This window comes from Neobacillus sedimentimangrovi (assembly GCF_010614825.1).
Lineage (GTDB): Bacteria > Bacillota > Bacilli > Bacillales > Cytobacillaceae > Neobacillus > Neobacillus thermocopriae.
Genome location: NZ_JAAFZF010000001.1, coordinates 249,540 through 268,561, shown reverse-complemented (window position 1 = coordinate 268,561; position 19,022 = coordinate 249,540). Strand labels below are relative to the sequence as shown.

The 19,022-nt window shown below is 37.9% G+C and carries 20 protein-coding genes and 2 riboswitches; of the genes, 18 read left to right on the top strand and 2 right to left on the bottom strand.

Translation table 11 applies throughout. From position 1 onward, the window contains the following. The 15 genes from GZA11_RS01360 to GZA11_RS01290 all read left to right on the top strand — a co-directional run. The coding region (locus tag GZA11_RS01360) for a group II intron maturase-specific domain-containing protein (RefSeq protein WP_268926742.1) at nt 1-746 on the top strand (746 nt) is incomplete at its 5' end. A 280-nt stretch (nt 747-1,026) separates the two neighbouring features. Beyond that, nucleotides 1,027-2,004: a serine/threonine-protein kinase gene (locus GZA11_RS01355; RefSeq protein WP_163182605.1), complete on the top strand. Its 978-nt coding sequence runs from the start codon at nt 1,027-1,029 to the stop codon at nt 2,002-2,004. Nucleotides 2,005-2,054: 50 nt separating this feature from the next. Continuing rightward, the gene (locus GZA11_RS01350; protein WP_163182604.1) at nt 2,055-3,200 is read left to right on the top strand and encodes a glycosyltransferase family 4 protein; all 1,146 of its coding nucleotides are present in this window, start codon (nt 2,055-2,057) and stop codon (nt 3,198-3,200) included. Next, nucleotides 3,166-3,948 carry a HipA family kinase gene (locus GZA11_RS01345; RefSeq protein WP_163182603.1) on the top strand — a complete coding sequence of 261 codons (783 nt, stop codon included), beginning with the start codon at nt 3,166-3,168 and terminating at the stop codon, nt 3,946-3,948. Before GZA11_RS01350 ends, GZA11_RS01345 begins: the two co-directional genes overlap by 35 nt. A 653-nt stretch (nt 3,949-4,601) precedes the next feature. Then, on the top strand, nt 4,602-5,480 hold the full coding sequence (galU, locus tag GZA11_RS01340) for a UTP--glucose-1-phosphate uridylyltransferase GalU (protein ID WP_163182602.1): 879 nt from the start codon (nt 4,602-4,604) through the stop codon (nt 5,478-5,480). A gap of 220 nt (nt 5,481-5,700) precedes the next feature. After that, nucleotides 5,701-5,952, top strand: a complete 252-nt coding sequence (locus GZA11_RS01335; protein WP_038535067.1) for a glutaredoxin family protein — start codon at nt 5,701-5,703, stop codon at nt 5,950-5,952. Nucleotides 5,953-6,061: 109 nt separating this feature from the next. Next, nucleotides 6,062-6,171: riboswitch (TPP riboswitch) on the top strand. 326 nt (nt 6,172-6,497) lie between these two features. After that, nucleotides 6,498-7,325 (top strand): hydroxyethylthiazole kinase, encoded by an 828-nt coding sequence (gene thiM, locus GZA11_RS01330; RefSeq protein ID WP_163182601.1) that lies wholly within the window; start codon nt 6,498-6,500, stop codon nt 7,323-7,325. Continuing rightward, nucleotides 7,318-8,130 carry a bifunctional hydroxymethylpyrimidine kinase/phosphomethylpyrimidine kinase gene (gene thiD / locus GZA11_RS01325; protein ID WP_163182600.1) on the top strand — a complete coding sequence of 271 codons (813 nt, stop codon included), beginning with the start codon at nt 7,318-7,320 and terminating at the stop codon, nt 8,128-8,130. Before thiM ends, thiD begins: the two co-directional genes overlap by 8 nt. Further along, nucleotides 8,127-8,780: a thiamine phosphate synthase gene (thiE, locus tag GZA11_RS01320; RefSeq protein ID WP_163182599.1), complete on the top strand. Its 654-nt coding sequence runs from the start codon at nt 8,127-8,129 to the stop codon at nt 8,778-8,780. Before thiD ends, thiE begins: the two co-directional genes overlap by 4 nt. Nucleotides 8,781-8,875: 95 nt before the next feature. Continuing rightward, nucleotides 8,876-9,394, top strand: coding sequence for an energy coupling factor transporter S component ThiW (thiW, locus tag GZA11_RS01315; protein WP_163182598.1), 519 nt, complete (start codon nt 8,876-8,878; stop codon nt 9,392-9,394). Between the two features lie 3 nt (nt 9,395-9,397). Next, nucleotides 9,398-9,506: riboswitch (TPP riboswitch) on the top strand. Nucleotides 9,507-9,569: 63 nt separating this feature from the next. Then, a complete protein-coding gene (locus tag GZA11_RS01310; RefSeq protein ID WP_163182597.1) occupies nt 9,570-10,880 on the top strand; it encodes an acetylornithine deacetylase in 1,311 nt (436 codons plus the stop codon). Between the two features lie 36 nt (nt 10,881-10,916). Then, nucleotides 10,917-11,588, top strand: coding sequence for a thiaminase II (tenA, locus tag GZA11_RS01305; RefSeq protein WP_163182596.1), 672 nt, complete (start codon nt 10,917-10,919; stop codon nt 11,586-11,588). Further along, complete coding sequence (locus tag GZA11_RS01300; protein WP_235924772.1) at nt 11,563-12,333, top strand: ABC transporter ATP-binding protein; 771 nt, start codon at nt 11,563-11,565, stop codon at nt 12,331-12,333. Before tenA ends, GZA11_RS01300 begins: the two co-directional genes overlap by 26 nt. Next, nucleotides 12,323-13,090, top strand: coding sequence for an ABC transporter permease (locus GZA11_RS01295; protein WP_163182595.1), 768 nt, complete (start codon nt 12,323-12,325; stop codon nt 13,088-13,090). Before GZA11_RS01300 ends, GZA11_RS01295 begins: the two co-directional genes overlap by 11 nt. Before the next feature lie 21 nt (nt 13,091-13,111). Beyond that, on the top strand, nt 13,112-14,110 hold the full coding sequence (locus GZA11_RS01290; RefSeq protein ID WP_163182594.1) for an ABC transporter substrate-binding protein: 999 nt from the start codon (nt 13,112-13,114) through the stop codon (nt 14,108-14,110). Between the two features lie 66 nt (nt 14,111-14,176). On the opposite strand, the gene GZA11_RS01285 is transcribed toward GZA11_RS01290, so the two are convergent. Then, nucleotides 14,177-14,908 (bottom strand): protein-glutamine gamma-glutamyltransferase, encoded by a 732-nt coding sequence (locus GZA11_RS01285; RefSeq protein WP_163182593.1) that lies wholly within the window; start codon nt 14,906-14,908, stop codon nt 14,177-14,179. A 309-nt stretch (nt 14,909-15,217) separates the two neighbouring features. Here GZA11_RS01285 and GZA11_RS01280 point away from each other — a divergent pair, with 309 nt between their 5' ends. After that, a complete protein-coding gene (locus GZA11_RS01280; RefSeq protein WP_235924770.1) occupies nt 15,218-15,991 on the top strand; it encodes a hypothetical protein in 774 nt (257 codons plus the stop codon). A 204-nt stretch (nt 15,992-16,195) separates the two neighbouring features. After that, nucleotides 16,196-17,563 (top strand): MATE family efflux transporter, encoded by a 1,368-nt coding sequence (locus GZA11_RS01275; RefSeq protein WP_163182591.1) that lies wholly within the window; start codon nt 16,196-16,198, stop codon nt 17,561-17,563. 188 nt (nt 17,564-17,751) lie between these two features. On the opposite strand, the gene GZA11_RS01270 is transcribed toward GZA11_RS01275, so the two are convergent. Continuing rightward, complete coding sequence (locus tag GZA11_RS01270) at nt 17,752-17,949, bottom strand: hypothetical protein (RefSeq protein ID WP_038535090.1); 198 nt, start codon at nt 17,947-17,949, stop codon at nt 17,752-17,754. 278 nt (nt 17,950-18,227) lie between these two features. On the opposite strand from GZA11_RS01270, the gene GZA11_RS01265 reads away from it, so the two are divergent. After that, a complete protein-coding gene (locus GZA11_RS01265; RefSeq protein WP_038535093.1) occupies nt 18,228-18,995 on the top strand; it encodes an alpha/beta fold hydrolase in 768 nt (255 codons plus the stop codon). Nucleotides 18,996-19,022: the final 27 nt, after the last annotated feature.

Below are 19,022 nucleotides of genomic sequence, written 5' to 3'. Positions count from 1 at the left end.
AATCAGGTGTAATGTTTAATGGGGTCATACAATCAACGGAGGAAGGAACTCCGCAAGGAGGACCTCTCAGTCCCCTGCTTTCAAACATCATCCTTGACAAATTGGATAAAGAATTAGAAGCAAGAGGGCATAAGTTTGTTCGTTATGCGGACGACTGCAACATCTATGTAAAGTCACGAAAAGCAGGGGAACGTGTAATGGAATCTATTACGGCGTTCATTGAGCAGAAACTAAAGTTGAAGGTAAATAGGGACAAGTCAGCAGTTGACCGACCATGGAAACGGAAATTTCTTGGCTTCAGTTTTACCATTAACAAAGAACCGAAGGTACGAATTGATCAGCAAAGTATGAAGCGCTTTAAGATGAAGATTCGAGAGATTACCTCTCGGTCAAAACCTCTTCCTATGGAAGTAAGGATTGAAAGGTTAAACCGATATCTAATAGGATGGTGCGGATACTTCGCTTTAGCCGATACTCCAAGCAAATTTAAAGAATTAGATAAATGGATAAGAAGAAGGCTGAGAATGTGTAAGTGGAAACAATGGAAAAATCCTAGAACGAGCGTGAGGAAACTAATCGGTTTAGGTGTGCCTGACTACAAAGCACATGAATGGGGCAACTCTAGAAAGAAATATTGTAGAATTGCCTGCAGCCCAATTCTACACAAAACCCTCGAGAACACCTACTGGAGCCAACGAGGGTTGAAAAGTCTATATGATCGTTATGAATTTCTTCGTCAATCTTAATAGAACCGCCGTATACCGAACGGTACGTACGGTGGTGTGAGAGGTCGGGGGTTAGTCACCCCCTCCTACTCGATTTGTTCACTCCATATGGACAAATTAGGGTTTTTGTCCACGTGCAGTGTATGACACCATCTTTGAATTTGATGAAAAGTGCCTACACCATTCTGAACATAGTTGAATTAACTATATTAAGCTATGAGGTTATATGGAATAGGTGTATGTATATGGGAACTATCCATTTAGATTATTGTTTTTTCTTTGTTGAAAGGGGAGGGAATATATGGATATAGATTTTTTGAGAAATGAGTTAAAAAAAATTCATATCCGAAATGTGCCTAATGCGGATGTAGAAGTAGTGAATGAAAGTTCATTAAAGATGATTGGTAAAGGACGACAGGGAGCAGTATTTGCAGTTACGGATGATATTTGTGTAAAGGTATTCGGTAATAAGGAGGATTGTGAAAGAGAATATCAAGCCCTTTCAATGGGGAAACATACAAATCTTTTCCCAAAAGTCCATGATAAAGGAAAGCTCCATATTGCCATGGATATGATCAAGGGTGTAGATTTACGGGAATATCTACAATCACAGCCATTGACACCGGAGCTGTCAGCTAAATTAATTGAGATGTTATTGACGTTTAAAGAAATAGGATTTGAACGGATCGATCACCATAAACGCCAAATTTATTTATTGGAAGACGGTAATTTAAAGGTGATTGATGTGGCAAGGACGATTTGGCGAGATCGGGTATATCCATATCCACGAAAATTATTGAATTCTTTTGGGGAAGAAATAAAGCAACAATTTCTTACTCACGTTAAGGAGCTGAATCCAAAATTATATGATGAGTGGCTTCATTATATACGGATGGAGGAGCTGTCTAGACAAATTTGTCAAGTATTAATGAACCAATCTACTAAAAAACAAAATCTAGATAAATTATGCGAGAAGTTATTAATTAGAGATAATGAAAAGGAATATGTTAAACAGCTTTATGGACTAGTGCATAAAGTTTTTAAAGAAGAATGGGTTAAAATGATGATACTTAAAGGAATGGACCCTGAGAAGGTGATGCAAAAAATAGATGAACACTGGGATTCCTTAAAAAGAGAGGAACCACAACCATCTAAGAAAATACGAGATACTAAAAAGAGCAAAGTTAATCTGAGAGAGGCGAACCATGTAGGAGTACCAAAAAAACGGTATGAGGGGGCAGTTGTTGGAATAAAAATGAAACCTCGTCGTTTTTATTAAAATGAGAATGAAAAAAAAGTGGATCTTATAATAAGTGAGGTGAGACTGACTTGAAAATACTCGTTATTTGGCGTCTGCTCACAGTAGGCGGGGTAAATGCTGGATGGCGGAACCGTGCCATATATTTAAAAAAACATGGAATTGAACTTGAATTTCTATATACGACTGATCATGGTGGCTACCATATTATGGAGGATGTAGCTAAAGTTTATTTAACAAAGGACGATAAGAAGATTATTAAAATTATTAAACGGAACAATTATGATGCGATTATTGTAGTTGATACAAGTGCCGCATATAAGTGGATTCGGAAAGCCAAGTATAAAGGTCCTGTCATTATTGAAGCACGCACACCGGAATTAATAAAGCTTCAGCCTCATCTTAAGTCGTTTAAAGGCATTACCCCTCAATTGATTATTGTTCCATCAGAATACCAAAAACGGCTTGTATCCATCCTTGCAGAAGGAATTCCGATTAAGGTTATTTACAATGGGGTTGATACATCATTTTATCGGGCAGTACCCGCCGATGAGATTGATTATTCAAATGAGCCTTTCTTACCTAGCGATAAGAAGATTATCGGCTGGATTGGCCGAATTGATAAAAGAAAAAATTGGCCGATGCTCGTAGAGGTGGCTAAAAAGATAAAAAATGAACGAGATGATGTGGAGATTTGGTTAATAGGCGGTGCACAAAGTGTTCAGCGAGACGAATTCGCAGAAGTATGGAGACAGGAAGAACTTACTGATATTATAAAGTGGTTTCCGGTAATTCCGTATCAGCAAATGCCCCATGTTTATGCTAAAATCCGCGAATCTGGTGGATGCACTTTAGCAACGACCAAATCAGAATCATTCGGAAATACTTTTATTGAATCGATGGTGAGCGGTGTACCTGTTGTGGCCTCCAGAATTAGACCGATTACTGAATTGGTAGTACATGGGGAAACTGGGCTGCTATATCGCGGTCAAAATGTCGATGACGCGGTAAAGCAACTATATAAAATTATTGATGATCCTAAATTGCATCAAAGTATGTCAGAGGCTGCTATTAAACGTGTACATGAAAAATTTGCCATCCATGTAGTTGCAGAGCAATATGTCCAGTTACTCTTTAACATCATCGAACAATTCAGGAGTCAGGTAGGTGAGGTGACAGAGAATGATTCAGCCAACGGATTATCAAATGAAGCTTGATGGGAAATCAAATAATCATTTAATTACATTTAATGATGGTCATGATTATGCGGTTAAATTTTTTCAGCCACAATGTAATAAGTCATTGGTGAATGAATGGGTAGGTTATTGTTTGGGGAGGTATCTTGGTTTACCAATTCCTTTTGGCCGAATAGTAGAAATTCCTCCAGACTTTTCCCCCCATATCCCCGAACTTGCAGAGTTAAACTACACAAAGTATCAATTTGCTTCACGTTATATTCCTAACTGCTTAAATGGGCATCAGGTGTTGGATGTTCAACAGATTGTTAATGAATCATCATTAGCTGGTATCATTGTATTTGATTATTGGGTAGGCAATTTGGATCGGACTAGGAAAAATATTTTGTTGAGGGAAGAACAGCCTAACACTTATCACCTGTGGATCATTGACCAGGCAGAAATATTTGGAGGGTTTGATTGGGGGATAGAGGATTTAGAAAATTTGCCCTCAAATATCATATCAAGCACGACACACAAATTTATAGCAAAGCATGTAAAAGAGGAGGAGCAATTTTTCGCGCAATTGGAGCTGATCCAAACGCTTCCTATTTTATTAATGGAAGAAATTGTTACCTTGATTCCTGAGGAATGGAATGTTTCGAATGAAGAGAGAAAGGCAATCGTTACGGCACTTATCATCAGGCGTAACAAAGTTTTACCTAAATTACTTGAGAAATTTATTAAGAAAGTATATCGACCATTACATGGGATAGAAGGTTCATCTTAGTTAGGTGTTTATTATTAAAGTTGCTGAACGTCAGATTAGAAAAATGAAAAATTGGTATCATGATTAGCCAGTCTTTGAAGCCTGCAGACATGGAGTCTGGGGCTTTATTTTAAGTAAAAAATGGATATTTTCGGCTTTAAGAAATTTCAAGCTCCATCTTCAGAGTGACGAACCCCCTTCGTTCTCCGTCTTACGATCTGTCAATATTGATTTTCCCCGCTCCTCGTGTTTCCGTCCTCTCATTTGGTGATCACTATACGAGTGTATCCGCATTGCACGACTGAAAGCAATAGCTTTGGGGAGGAGGACAAACGCAGCTGACCAGGGAGTTTTCGCTTTTCTAATTAAATATGAAAATATCCTTTCGACTTCGAGAATTGTCTAGCTTCAGCACCCTAGCTGCGAGACGCCTTCCTTCTCCGCCCTACGATAAGTCAACATCGAATCGCCTTTGGCTCTTCGTGTTTCCTTTATCTCAGTTGGAGAATCTCCACAAGGAAGGCTCCGGCAGCATCCGCATCGCACGATCGAAAGCGATAGCTTTTGGGAGGAGGACAAACGCAGCTGACCAGGGTGCTTTCGCTTTTCTATGAACGAGGTTACTTTTATTTGCATATAAAGAATTAAGGAGTTAAGTGGAAGGGAGACAGATTATGAGAGTCCGAAAGGCCATTATTCCAGCCGCAGGTCTTGGTACGCGCTTTTTGCCCGCAACAAAAGCGCAGCCAAAGGAAATGCTGGTTATCGTTGATAAACCCGCGATTCAATACATTGTTGAAGAAGCAGTTGATTCTGGAATTGAGGAGATTATTATTATTACCGGTAGAGGGAAAAGGTCGATCGAGGATCATTTTGATAAATCCTATGAGCTGGAAGATACCCTCTTAAAAAGAAATAAAGTGAAGGAATTAGAGGAAGTTCAAAAAATATGTGATTTGGCAAATATCTATTATATTCGTCAAAAAGAACCAAAGGGGCTTGGCCATGCAATCCTTTGCGCCAAAAGTTTTATTGGGGACGAGCCATTTGCTGTATTGTTAGGTGATGATATTGTCATGTCTGAAACCCCATGCTTAAAACAGCTGATAGATGTATATGAATTTTATCATTCTTCAGTATTAGCTGTTCAAGAAGTACCGAAAAAGGAAGTCAGTAAATACGGCATTATCGAACCAAAAGGAGCTATGATAGAACCTAATTTATATCATGTCAATTCTTTAATAGAAAAACCGAAAGAAGAAACGGCTCCATCAAGACTTGCAATCATGGGAAGATATGTGTTAAGACCAGAGATTTTTCATATATTAGAGAACCTTCCATACGGGAAAGACGGAGAGCTACAGCTGACAGACGCTATCAATGAACTAAACAAACAACAATCTGTCCTTGCTTACAAATTCGAAGGCAAACGATTTGATATTGGAAATAAAACCGGTTACATTCAAGCAACGATTGACATCGCTCTTCAAAGACCAGACACTCGCAAAGAAATTAATGAATACTTGAAAGGGATAACTAAAAATTTACAATAGGTGTCTGGCACTATATAATGATATAACGCTAAAGTGTCCATTCTTCATTTGGACATTTTGGCGTTTGTTTCTTAATTTAATGGTTTATTCTCCAATTATTGCTTGGGAAAGCGCAGGATTAGACATATTTCGTCTATGTGGTTATATTGGCTGATGTTATTGTTGGAATGTCTATTAATAAGTTATATTTACTTAAGTAGATGAAAAGGAGTAGTTATCCATGAACAAGCCGGTTATTGTATATACTACGAATGATTGTATTGAATGTTTGATCGTAAAAAAAGTTCTTTCCGAGGAAGGAATTGATTTTGAAACACGTAATATCGTTGAAAATCCGCAGTATCAAAAGGAATTGGAGAAGTATGGTTTTCTCGGAGTACCTGTTACTGTTATGGGAAATAGAGCGGTCAAAGGAGTTAACAATGAACTAAAGGAATTAATCAATCTGGCCAAATGCCAAATGGACGATTAACACGTACTTTTTCTTCAAGGAAAATGATTACTATAAAAATATGAAATGCTACATAGTTCTTTACAATTCTAGTTTTTAGGTTTAACATTGTAATTAATTGAATATATTTAATCACTACTAGGGGTGCCCTGTGATCGGGCTGAGAGAAAACGAGAACGTTTTTAACCCTTTGGACCTGATCTGGGTAATACCAGCGTAGGAAAGTAGACCATGTGAAATTTGACGGTTTTTCATTCTAAATATCCAGGTCCATTTATTGGACCTGGTTTTTTATGGTTAAAACGAATATTCTCGACAACGATAATGTTCATGCGTAAGCACTTTAGCGGCTAGTGTCCTCCGCTCACCACCCTATGATCAGTCAACAGTGAAAAGCAAATTGCTTTTCGTGTTATCTTTCTCTCGGTCGGATCGGACCACAAGGAAAGCTTTGTAGAAAAGCATTCTATGACTTAAAGCGGTTGCATTTGGGAGGATGCCATACGCCGCTAACCACGGTGCTTGCGCATTTATTATGATTTTTTGTTAGAAATGGGGAGGTTCTATTGGATAAAAAAGTTTTATCGGAAACTTTACAAAAAGTAAGAGAGGTAAACCCGTTAGTACATAACATCACGAATGTAGTTGTGACCAATTTTACAGCGAATGGATTGTTGGCTTTAGGGGCTTCACCGGTAATGGCCTATGCGGCTGAAGAAGTGAAAGAAATGGCGCAGCTTGCTAGTTCACTAGTTTTGAATATTGGTACATTAAACCCGCAAACAGTTGAATCCATGATTTTGGCAGGAAAGGCCGCGAATGAAAAAGAAACACCTGTTCTTTTTGATCCAGTGGGAGCAGGAGCCACCCAATACAGGACAGAAACTGCTAGGAAAATCATGAATGAGGTTAAAGTATCCATTGTTAGAGGAAATGCAGCTGAAATTGCAAATGTTGTTGGAGAAAACTGGAAGATTAAAGGAGTGGATGCAGGAGAGGCCAATGGGGATGTGGTTAATCTTGCCATTAAAGCTGCTCAAAAATTTAATTGCGTTGTGGTCATTACGGGAAAGGATGACGTCATAACCGATGGAACTACAACCTATTTAGTATCAAATGGCCACCCACTATTAACAAAAGTGACTGGAGCAGGATGTTTATTAACTTCTGTCATTGCGGCATTTGCTGGTGTGGAGAAAGACTTGCTACGTGCCTCAACGGCTGCTTTAACTTTTTATGGCATTGCAGCGGAAAAGGCGGCCAAAAAAACAGCAGAACAGGGCTCGGGTAGTTTTCAAATTGAACTATTGAATCAGCTGGCGATGGTTACACCGGAAGAATTGATTCAATTAGCCGTTTATAAAAAATTACAAGGAGCTGATTTAAATGTTTAAGGCATTAACAATTGCTGGTTCCGACAGTGGTGGCGGTGCAGGAATTCAGGCGGACCTAAAAACATTCCAGGAGTTACAAGTTTTCGGTATGTCCGCGTTAACCGCAGTGACTGCTCAAAATACATTAGGTGTTCACGGAGTTTATCCAATGACAGCGGAGGCAGTTTCTCAACAGATCAAAGCCATCGGTGAGGATATGGGTACGGATGCCATTAAAACTGGAATGTTGTTTAATGCTGAAATCATAGAAGCTGTCTCTGAGCATCTAGTAAGATATCAATGGAAAAATGTGGTGGTAGATCCCGTTATGATTGCTAAAGGAGGCGCCTCTTTACTTCAACAGGAGGCCATTTCAGCTTTGAAAAAATATTTATTACCTCGTGCTTTGGTAATAACACCTAATATTCCGGAGGCCGAGGTGTTGACCGATATGTCTATTCGAACTGCGCAAGATAAAAGGGAAGCGGTAATGAGACTGTTTGATTTAGGGGTGAAAAATATTGTCCTTAAAGGAGGACATGATGAAGATCCTTCAGAATCAGTCGATTTACTATTCGATGGTAAAGAATTTTATACATTTTCCAGCAAACGAATTTCGACGAAAAATACGCACGGAACCGGTTGTACGTTTTCTGCTGCAATAACCGCTTGGTTGGCGAAAGGTTTATCTGTATTGGAGGCCGTGACAAAGGCAAAAGAATTTATTCAGGCTGCTATCGAAGAGGAAATTGAAATTGGCCAGGGACATGGACCTACAAACCACTGGGCGTATCGAAAAAGGAATAAGGTGTTGATTGACTCATGAACCATTTAAGAGAAATGCTAAAGGTTTATTTTATTATGGGAAGTACCAATTGTTTTAAGGATCCACGAGAAGTATTAGCAGAAGCTATCGACGGTGGGATCACCATGTTTCAATTTCGGGAAAAGGGTGATGGAGCGCTGACTGGAGTTGAAAAGTTTAATCTGGCAAAAGATCTACAATCTTTGTGCCGGAAGAATCAAATCCCTTTTATTGTTAATGATGATATTGAACTAGCACTTGCCCTGGATGCTGATGGTGTACACATTGGGCAAGAGGATGAACCAGCAAGTGTAGTAAGGGAAAAGATAGGAAACAAAATCTTGGGCGTTTCTGTACATTCAATGGAGGAAGCATTAGCTGCTTTAAAGGATGGTGCAGATTATTTTGGAATTGGCCCGGTTTTTCCGACAAAAACAAAAAAAGATGCAAAACCATCACGCGGGACAACACTCATTGAAGAACTAAGAAGAAAAGGTTACAGCACCCCAATTGTAGGAATTGGTGGTATTACAACCGAAAATGCTTCAACTGTTATGGCGGCAGGAGCTGACGGAATATCTGTCATCTCAGCTATTAGCCATGCGAGTTCACCATACCAAGCTGCAAAAATCTTAAGGAAAAGAGTGGAGTCAGTAGAAAAGGTAATATAAATTGGCAACAAGCTGAGGCTGACTAAATTTTATTCGATTACAGAAGCATGTAGCCAATACATTAGATATTTGAGTATGAAAGAGGCAAAAAATAGATGAACAACACATATAAGCTGACATTGACTGCCATGATGATTGCAATTGGAACACTTTCAAGTAGTTTAATTGTGATCCCGATTGGATTTACAAAAATTTTCCCAGTACAACATTTCTTAAATGTGTTATCAGCTGTTCTATTAGGACCTTATTATGCTGTCGCTCAAGCGTTTGGCGTGTCTCTACTAAGAAATCTTATGGGAACCGGTTCTGTTTTTGCCTTTCCAGGTAGTATGGTTGGAGCATTGTTAGCAGCACTACTATTTTGGAAAACTAGGAAACTATTTATGGCATTTTTGGGAGAAGTAATCGGAACGGGAATTCTTGGAGCCCTCCTTTCTTATCCGATTGCTACATTATTACTTGGGCAAGAAGCAACTTTGTTTGGATTTATTCCTCTTTTCATTTTTAGCTCTTTTGCTGGAGCCCTGCTTGGGTTTATCATTTTAGGTATTTTCTTAAAGAAAAATGTCTTGTTTTCTACTAAAAAGGACATTGTCCAGCATGATAAAAATTAAATAACGAAACACTAGGGGTAGCCATATTGGCTTGAGATGGAACAATTGAATTTCCGAACCCTTTGAACCTGATCTGGTTTATTCCAGCGTAGGGAAGTGGCTAGCTATTTTGTAACCCGCTCCCTATCTTCATATAGGTGAGCGGGTTTTTCATTATTGATTAAGGAGGAAGAACATGTCCATCGTTGTAAATCAATTGGCTGAAGCAATTTCGCAAGAAGTCGAAGCTAGAAAAGATGAATTAATCAACTTGTTAAGTAAACTTATTGCATTCCCGACCGTGAGTCCTCCCGGACGGAATACCACAGAAATTCAGGAATTTATTAAAACCTATTTAGAAAATTTAGGTTTTCAGACGGATATGTGGGAAGTTTATCCTGGTGATCATAATGTTGTCGGTATTTTACAGGGAAAAGACTCAAAAGAATATAATAGCTTAATTATCAATGGACATGTAGATGTAGCCGAAGTTGGCGATGATTCGGAATGGAGTTCATCCCCATTTACTGCTAGAATTACAGATTCTTATGTTTATGGCAGAGGGACTTCAGATATGAAGGGAGGCATTGCTGCATCCTTAATAGCTATTAAACTTTTAAAAGAACTTGGCATCACTTTGCAGGGAGATTTGCAATTTCAATCTGTGATTGGTGAAGAAGTTGGTGAGGCCGGCACCTTATCTTGTTTGGAGAGGGGCTATACAGCCGATTATGCTGTAGTGGTGGATTCAAGCAATTTACATATCCAAGGCCAGGGTGGAGTCATCACAGGTTGGATCACCATTGAAAGCAAAGAAACTTATCATGATGGAATGAGAAGAAAAATGATCCATGCAGGTGGAGGTGTAAATGGGGCAAGTGCAATTGAAAAAATGATGAAAATTATCGCTGGCCTTCAGGAACTTGAACGTCATTGGGCGATAACGAAACGCTATGAGGGGTTTCCTCCAGGAACAAATACCATTAATCCTGCTGTTATTGAAGGTGGTAGACATGCGGCATTTGTCGCTGACAAATGTTCCTTATGGATAACTGTTCATTTTTATCCTAACGAGGATTATGAAGACATAATCCAGGAAATTGAACAGCACATCATGGCTGTTGCAGCATCTGATCCTTGGCTTCGGGAAAATCCACCGCAATTTGTTTGGGGTGGAAAATCAATGATCATTGACCACGGAGAAGTTTTTCCTTCGTTAGAGTTGGATCGGGATCATCCTGGTACACGTTTATTAGTCGAATCTTACGAAAAAATGATTTATCAAAATCCAATTGTGGGAATGTCGACAACGGTTACGGATGCTGGCTGGTTAGGTCGTGCAGGTATTCCAACGTCAATCTTTGGTCCGGGCAAATTGGAGGATGCACATGCCGTAAATGAAAAGGTCGAAATACAGCAATTGTTAGATTTTACGAAGGTGTTGGCCGTCTTTATAGCTGAGTGGTGTAATACCCGTAAGCAAGGGGAGAGGAATGACTCAAATTAGATTGGATACGAATGATGGAAAAGGAGGATGATAGTTATGAAATTTTCATATAGGCTTCATGAAAAAGTAAACGGGATATGGGATAAAACACATGAGCATCCGTTTGTTGTCGGGTTAGGTAAAGGAGATCTTCCTGTCGAATCATTTATTCGTTATATGAAACAGGATTATGTGTTTCTTATCGATTATTCAAAATTATTTGCGTTAGGTACGGTAAAAGCCAAAAACATTGAAACGATGGCGGCTTTTGCAAAACTACTCCACGAAACATTGCACGGTGAAATGGACCTACATCGGGCCTATGCAAAAAGATTTGGTATAACCGAACAGGATCTTGAGAATACGAAACCAACACCTATCAACTTGGCCTACACTCGTTATATGTTAAACGTTGCTCAAAATGGTTCTCTTGAAGAATTAATCTCATCCCTCCTTCCTTGTATGTGGAGCTACTGGGAAATTGGCAAAAGGTTGGTAGAAACTTATCCAGATTCGATTAACCATCCTTTTTATGGGGATTGGGTGAAAATGTACTCATCTGAAGAATTTGGTTCTTTAGCACAATGGCTAATCGATTTAATCGATCGTTTGGCAGAAGGTAAACCAGAACGAGAGTTGGTTGTCTTAGAGGAACACTTCCTAACCACATCTAGGTTTGAATACATGTTTTGGGATATGGTTTATGACGGGGGTGATTGGCCTGTCTGATTCATCCATTCTTCGTATTAAAGATTTGAGTTTTTCGTTTGACGGTAAGAGCAAACCTATTTTTTACCAACTTTCTATGGATGTAAAGGCTGGTGAATTTGTTTCTATCATCGGTCCAAGTGGAGCAGGGAAGAGTACTCTTTTTAAATTAATTAACGGTTTACTTGAACCTGATGAGGGGGAAATCCAGATTAAAGGAAAAAAGTCCGGCTCACGATTAGGAAGTGTTGGTTATATGCCACAGAAAGATTTCCTGCTTCCATGGCGGACCGTATTGGAAAATGTGGTGCTTCCGTGTGAAATTCTTAAAGAAGATTGGAGAAAGAAATTGCCGGTAATTCAGGAATGGTTATCCCGTTTTGATCTTTCTCAATATGAAAATGCTTATCCAGATGAATTGTCTGGTGGAATGAGGCAGCGTGTAGCATTTTTAAGAACTCTCATGACTGGCAGGGATCTATTATTATTAGATGAACCATTTGGTGCACTTGATTCTATGACAAAACGGAACATACATAGTTGGCTATTAGGTTTGTGGGGAGAATTAAAAAAGACAGTATTGTTTATCACCCATGATTTAGAAGAAGCGATTTTATTAAGTGATCGAATTTTTCTAATAAAAGATGGTCGAGTACAAGAGAGGATAGTCAATTTAGCCAGACCGAGAAGTACAGAACAAATTTATCATTCAGAGTTGATAGAAATGAGAAAAGAACTGGAGAAATTGATACATCATGACAACTAAATGGAAAAATTGGATAAGTGAATATGGTTTATTTTTATTGGTGGCTATTTGCTTGATCAGCCTATGGGAATGGGTAGTTGTCAAAGGGATGGTGCCATCGTTTATTGTACCTTCACCCTCGAAAATATGGCATGCACTCGTTGAAAATAATCGGCTTTTAATGATAGAGCACGTACCTGCCACTTTAAATGAAGTACTGATTGGTTTTGGGATTTCATTATCAGGGGGACTTTTGTTAGGAATCGGAATGTACTTTTCTAAAGTTTTAGAGAAAATACTTTATCCTTTCCTAATCATCTCACAAACGATTCCACTGATTGCGATTTCTCCCATCTTTATTATGTGGTTTGGATATACCATTTGGAGTAAAGTAGCAGTTACTATTTTAATCGCATTTTTCCCGATTGTGGTTAGTACATATGATGGTTTGAAATCAGGCGGACAAGAATACCGTGAATTATTAATGTCAATGGGGGCTAACCGCTGGATGATATTTAAAAAAGTTCAGCTCCCAATGGCGATGCCATCCATTTTGTCTGGTGTAAAAATGTCGGTTGTGTATAGTGTGGTAGGTGCCACGATTGGCGAATGGCTCGGGGCGAGCGAAGGATTAGGGTATTTTAGCCGTAGAATGTCAAGCAATCTGCAAGCAGACGCAGTTTTTGCTGCGATTTTCCTGCTTTCGTTAATGGGACTATTATTGTTCTTGTGTATTTCTTTTATAGAAAAACAGATTTTAAAGAAAAAATTACGTTAGCGGCAAGAGAGGATGCTTTTGATGAAGAGAATAATGCTGATTATGGTAAGTTTAATATTGTTGGTAGTTAGTGCCTGTGGGAAAGAGAATTCAAGTCAGGTATCAGAAGGTGGCAAGTCCAAGCTTGAGAAAGTAACGTTGATGTTGGATTGGTATCCGAATGCCGTTCATTCCTTTCTTTTTATGGCAAAAGAAAAGGGATATTTTAAAGAACAAGGGCTTGATGTAGATATCCAAATGCCTGCTGACACAAATGATCCGTTAAAATTGGTGGCGGCAGGAAAAGTCGACATGGCCATTAGTTACCAGCCACAGGTTATTGTAGCGCGTGCGGAGGACATTCCAGTTCAATCTTTTGCTGCCATTGTACGCAAACCACTTAATCACATTATGGTTCATGATAATAGCTCGATCCAATCACCAAAGGATTTAGCAGGGAAAAAAGTTGGCTATCCATCGATCCCGTTGGACGAAGCCATTATTCAGACCATGGTTGATGCTGATGGGGGAAATGCGGATAAGGTAGAAATGGTTGATGTCGGTTGGGATCTCATCCCTGCGTTAGCAACAAAGAAAACAGATGCATTAATGGGAGCTTACATTAATCATGAAAAATTATTAATAGAAAAAGAAGGATATCCTATTCGTACGTTTGATCCGGCTGACTATGGGGTTCCTAACTACTATGAATTAGTAATGGTTGCCAGTGAGAAAGGATTACAGGAAAAACCAGAAGTATTTAGGAAGTTTATGAAAGCCGCTGCGAAAGGACAAAAGTATGTAACAGAACATCCTGAAGAAGCATTGGAATTATTAATAAAACAAGAGGACAAATCCTCTCCACTAGATAAAGAGATCGAAAAGAAAAGCCTTGAAATATTGTTACCACTAATGGACGCAGGAGAAAAACCATTCGGATACCAAGACCCACAAACCTGGGAAAATGTCACCCAGTGGCTCCAAAAATATAACATTATAAAAGAAAAAGTAAACTCAAAAGAAGCCTTCAAAAATCTATAATAAGAACCAAAAAGGTGTCAAATACCATGTAAAAATTTCATGGTGCTTGACACCTTTCATCATTTATTAGGAAAAAAAGTATGGATAGTATGGTCGGGTGATGAGGTTCATAAGGTAGGCGGATATTTCGGCGTTTGGTTTTCTTTTGGAATTGAGGAAGTGGATGATGGTTGCTGCGTCACGGATGCCCACACCATGACCATAGTATTGATCATTTCCAAAAAAGACGACATTTTCGGCACGCCAATGCGCCTCTTTTGGTGAAAAATCCGGATTATTAAAATGTAATACGTCACCCGGGAGAAAATCATCACCGTATTTATGAATAACAGGAAGGTCATCATCAAATTCCCAATCTCTTAAATATAGTCGCCTATACAAGCTATCGAATCTAGCGCTTCCAATTGAGTAGAGAGCTGCCAGATAAAGGACAATCGCGATTCCTGTAGCACACTCAGTCGCATAAAGTGAACCGTTTTTTAAAATGTCAAGTATGGCGGTGGAAGGTCTAACATTAGGTTTGAGCAAAAAGCCACCACTACTAGTACGATCCCAAAATTCTCTATTGCAAAACGCATATTGGAAAGTTGTAAATTTCAAGCCGCTCCCATTTAGATCTCGGGCAGCTTTCATTGTATTGCTTCTAAAGAATAATTCAAATCTTAACTGATTGATTGTTGGATAATCATAAATGACTTGGTAAGTGGCCATTTTTTTAATGATGTTTTTATGTTCACTTTTTGTGAATACTCTGTATAAGTCTTCAGGTTTCACTATAACCCCATTTATCCTGATCATATTTATCCCCCAATTCATCCATTCGTCTTTTTAAAGAATATGAATGCTTTGGCTCGGTTTATTTATCAATATGAACCAATCCCTTCATAATAAAAAATTTTAGGGGTGGTGTTCATATTAATTTTATATTCAAAAGGAGGAATCTGAATGCGTAAAAGTAGTCAGTCATTGTTTATCTTTTGATCAATAGGAAATTTTTCCCAAATTCAATTAATTTCGTTATCCTAAATAGTTTTATTAATAATTGTTTCATCGATTGTATACCATGCTATAATGGAACCACAAATCAAGTGGAAGGACGTGTCATCGTTGTCAATAGAGAAATTGAAAGTAACTCAATACATCCCACCTAAAGGAGACTATGAAATTTTTCAAGATGAGAACCATTTTAAAGAAAAACTTAAAGAATGGGGGCTTCCTGTTGCCAAAAAAGAATTTTGGTACAAGGACCGCAATTTTCAATGTCATGTCACGATAAAAGGGTATGAAACATATGGAAATAACAATAATACTCTCATAATTGAATTTCCAAATGGTGAGATCAGCTGTATCCATCCGGCCTATTTAAAAGAAATGCAGCAAGCAAGCTTTGGGAAAGAAAGTATGATTCTTGCTGAGGATAAACCAAAAATAATGGATGAATCTGAAGTGAAAATCACAAAAAGTTCGGCAAAAGTACAAAAGGAAAGACGAGCAGAAACTTCTCAAACAGAAAAAACATCCTACAGTAAAGAAAAGGAACAGTCTCAGAAGATTGATTTGCCATCAGGAAAAGTTCACTTTACTGCAACCGTTAAGCAATTTGCATTAACTTATAATCCTTTTAGTGAAGAAAATGATGAAGTCGTTGTTCTCAAAAATGTTCAAATCGAACAGGAAAATCCTTTGGAACTAGGTCTTGCTTGGTGTAGCCATAGTAAAACATTGAAAAAATTCGAACTGGCAAAGGGAGATCAGCTGGAGTTTGACGGAAAAGTGGTCGCCAAAAAGCTTGCAAAAGGGAAAGATGTACCAGATGAATACATAGTAGAAGCTCCAGTCCTATATAAAATTAACAATCCTTCCAAAATCGTCAAAAAATAATGTGGACTCTTTCAGTCCCATTTTTTTTAGGGAGTTTAAAAGGAGAATTATTCCATATTTGAAGTGTTATTATTTAGATGATCATTATTCATTTGTATGAGCGTAGGGGGATAACCATTGTATTCCAATTTTTGGGGTAGTCATTTTATAAGGTTATAAAGTAAAATAATATTTTGCAGTAAAAATTTATAAGGAGAAATGGTCATGAATCAGACCTATACACTAAAACAAAAAACGAATCAAATCTTCCTTCTGTTGATACCTATTTTAATTACGCAGCTTGGAATGTTCTCCATGGTATTTTTTAATAACATTATGTCTGGTAAATATCATTCCTCTGATTTGGCAGGAGTGGCCATTGGTTCATCTATTTGGAGTCCAATCTTTACTGGATTAAGTAGCATCCTTATGGCAGTGTCCCCAATTGCCGCGCAAAATTTAGGACAGAAAAAAAACCATGAGGTTACTTCTGTTGTTCGTCATGGAGTATACCTCTCATTATTCATAACGATCATTATTATTGTTAGCGGCATGTTTTGGTTGAATCCCATATTAGAAAAAATGAATCTATCTCCTCGTGTTCAATCGGCAGCCTATGATTATTTAGTTGGCTTAAGTTATGGTATCCTTCCCTTATTCGTTTATAACGTTCTTCGATCTTTTATTTATGCATTGGGAAAAACACGAGTAGTTATGTTTATTTTGCTGTCTGCTCTTCCGCTGAATTTTTTATTTAATTATGTACTGATTTTTGGAAAATGGGGTTTTCCGGAACTGGGCGGTGCAGGTGGAGGCTATGCCACATCGATTACCTATTGGGTAATTTTGCTTTTTACAGTGATAATCGTCAAAACCCAAGATCCATTTTCCAATTATAGGGTTTTTTCTAATATGCAAATGTTCACTTGGGAGAAATGTAAGGAGATATTAAAAATCGGTATTCCAATGGGGTTGTCTACATTTTTTGAAACGAGTATGTTCGCGGTCGTTACGATTTTAATCAGTAAATACAATGTTACGACTATTGCAGCCTATCAATCGGCACTTAATATTGTATCGTTTTTATACATGATTCCGATTAGCATTTCTATGGCACTGACGGTATTGGTTGGATATGAGGTGGGAGCAAAACGCTTTAAAGATGCCCGTGCCTATAGTTGGTTAGGGATTGCTATAGCTGTCATCATTGCTATTGTAACGGGATTATTGGTTGTGATATTCCGATACGAGGTTGCCGGATTCTACTCTAATGAGATAGCTGTGATCAATTTAACGGCACATTTTTTAATCTATGCCCTGTTTTTTCAGATTTCCGATGCTATTCAAGCAACCGCACAGGCAGCTTTACGGGGATACAAAGATGTCAATCTCGCATTCATCATGACTTTAATTGCCTATTGGCTTATTTGTCTTCCTGCGGGATACTTTCTATCACACTATACTGGACTTGGAGCAAGAGGCTATTGGATCGGGCTAACACTTGGACTATTAGCAGCTGGCATTGCGCTATCTTCAAGGCTTATTTACATCCAAAAAAATAAATTTACATCTGTAAAACTTATAGACTCATAATAGAAGAAAAGACGCCATAATATGAATGGCGTCTTTTTAATGTGCAAAGGTATTATTATAGATAACGAGAATTGTCTATAAGCATCTTAGTAGCGAGATTTCTTAGTTCACCATAAGATAGGATTTCAGTAGAAACATGATACGTCTAAAAACGATTGATTTGGGAAGAGGTCATATGCTGTATTGAATTAATAAAATTTTTTTATACCCAATAATTTTAACAATGGATTTTGATTTTTGTCTGTAATTTTTAGTTCATCCATAATTAGTTTATCTTGGTTATCTGCAATCCATTTCTTTAATTCTTGTTTGTCCTTACATTGTGTATAATATGTTTCCCCGCCCTTACCGAGAGCATTGACAACATATCTACAAGTGTTCCCCATAATGCCCACCTTTAATATGTGTAATGTATTCTATATTATTGCATTATAGCAGGCTTTGAAAAATAGTCCATCGTTATTTTATTACAAAATCATACAAAAAATCTTCAGATATTTTAATAAAGTCGTATTTTCATTCGGAAGGGATTTCAAACACATTTCTTGTTACTATTGACAGCAACTAATACAAGTTTGGGAATCGGTATGATTTCGAAACAATAGAGGAATGATAATAGAAGATCAATTTTAATTTTGAAATTCATTAAATTAGGTGAAAAACAATGTCATTACTCAATTTGGGAGAAAGCAGTCTATACTACAATGTTATGGGTGAGGGGACTCCAATTATATTTATTCATCCTCCATTATTAACAAGTGCCAATTTCAAATACCAAGTGGAAGAATTATCAAAGAGATTTAAGGTGATCACTTTTGATATAAGAGGTCATGGACGGAGCACTTTTTCGAATGAGCCTATTACCTATCGACTAATCGTAAATGATATGAAAAAGCTGTTGGATCATTTGGGGATTCAAAAAACGTATGTGTGTGGATATTCTACTGGTGGATCGATTGTCTTGGAATTTTTATTATCCCAACCTGACAGAGCATTTGGCGGCATTATTGTTAGTGGAATGTCAGAAGTATATGATTTGTACAACGAAAAAAGAATTTGGCTCGCACGGACACTTGCGAATGCAGGAGCAATTGGATTTTTGGCATTAGGCATATCATGGGGGAATTCCAATACAAAAGAAATTTTTACAAATATGTACCAAGAAGCAAGAAAAGGTAACGCTAAAAATATAGCCCAGTATTATAATTATAGCCTAGAATATAATTGTACGAATCAATTACATACTATCCATCATCCAGTGTTACTTGTATACGGAAAAAAGGATAAAGCATTCCATAAATATGCAAGAATTTTACAAGAAAGATTGTCAAGCAATGAACTGAAATTGATTAAAGAGAAGCACCAAATACCTACGAAATCAGCTGGGGAGTTAAACAGGTTAATTACAGAATTTATCGAAAACCAACACTAAAGGTAAAAATGGTGGATGCCAAGTAGA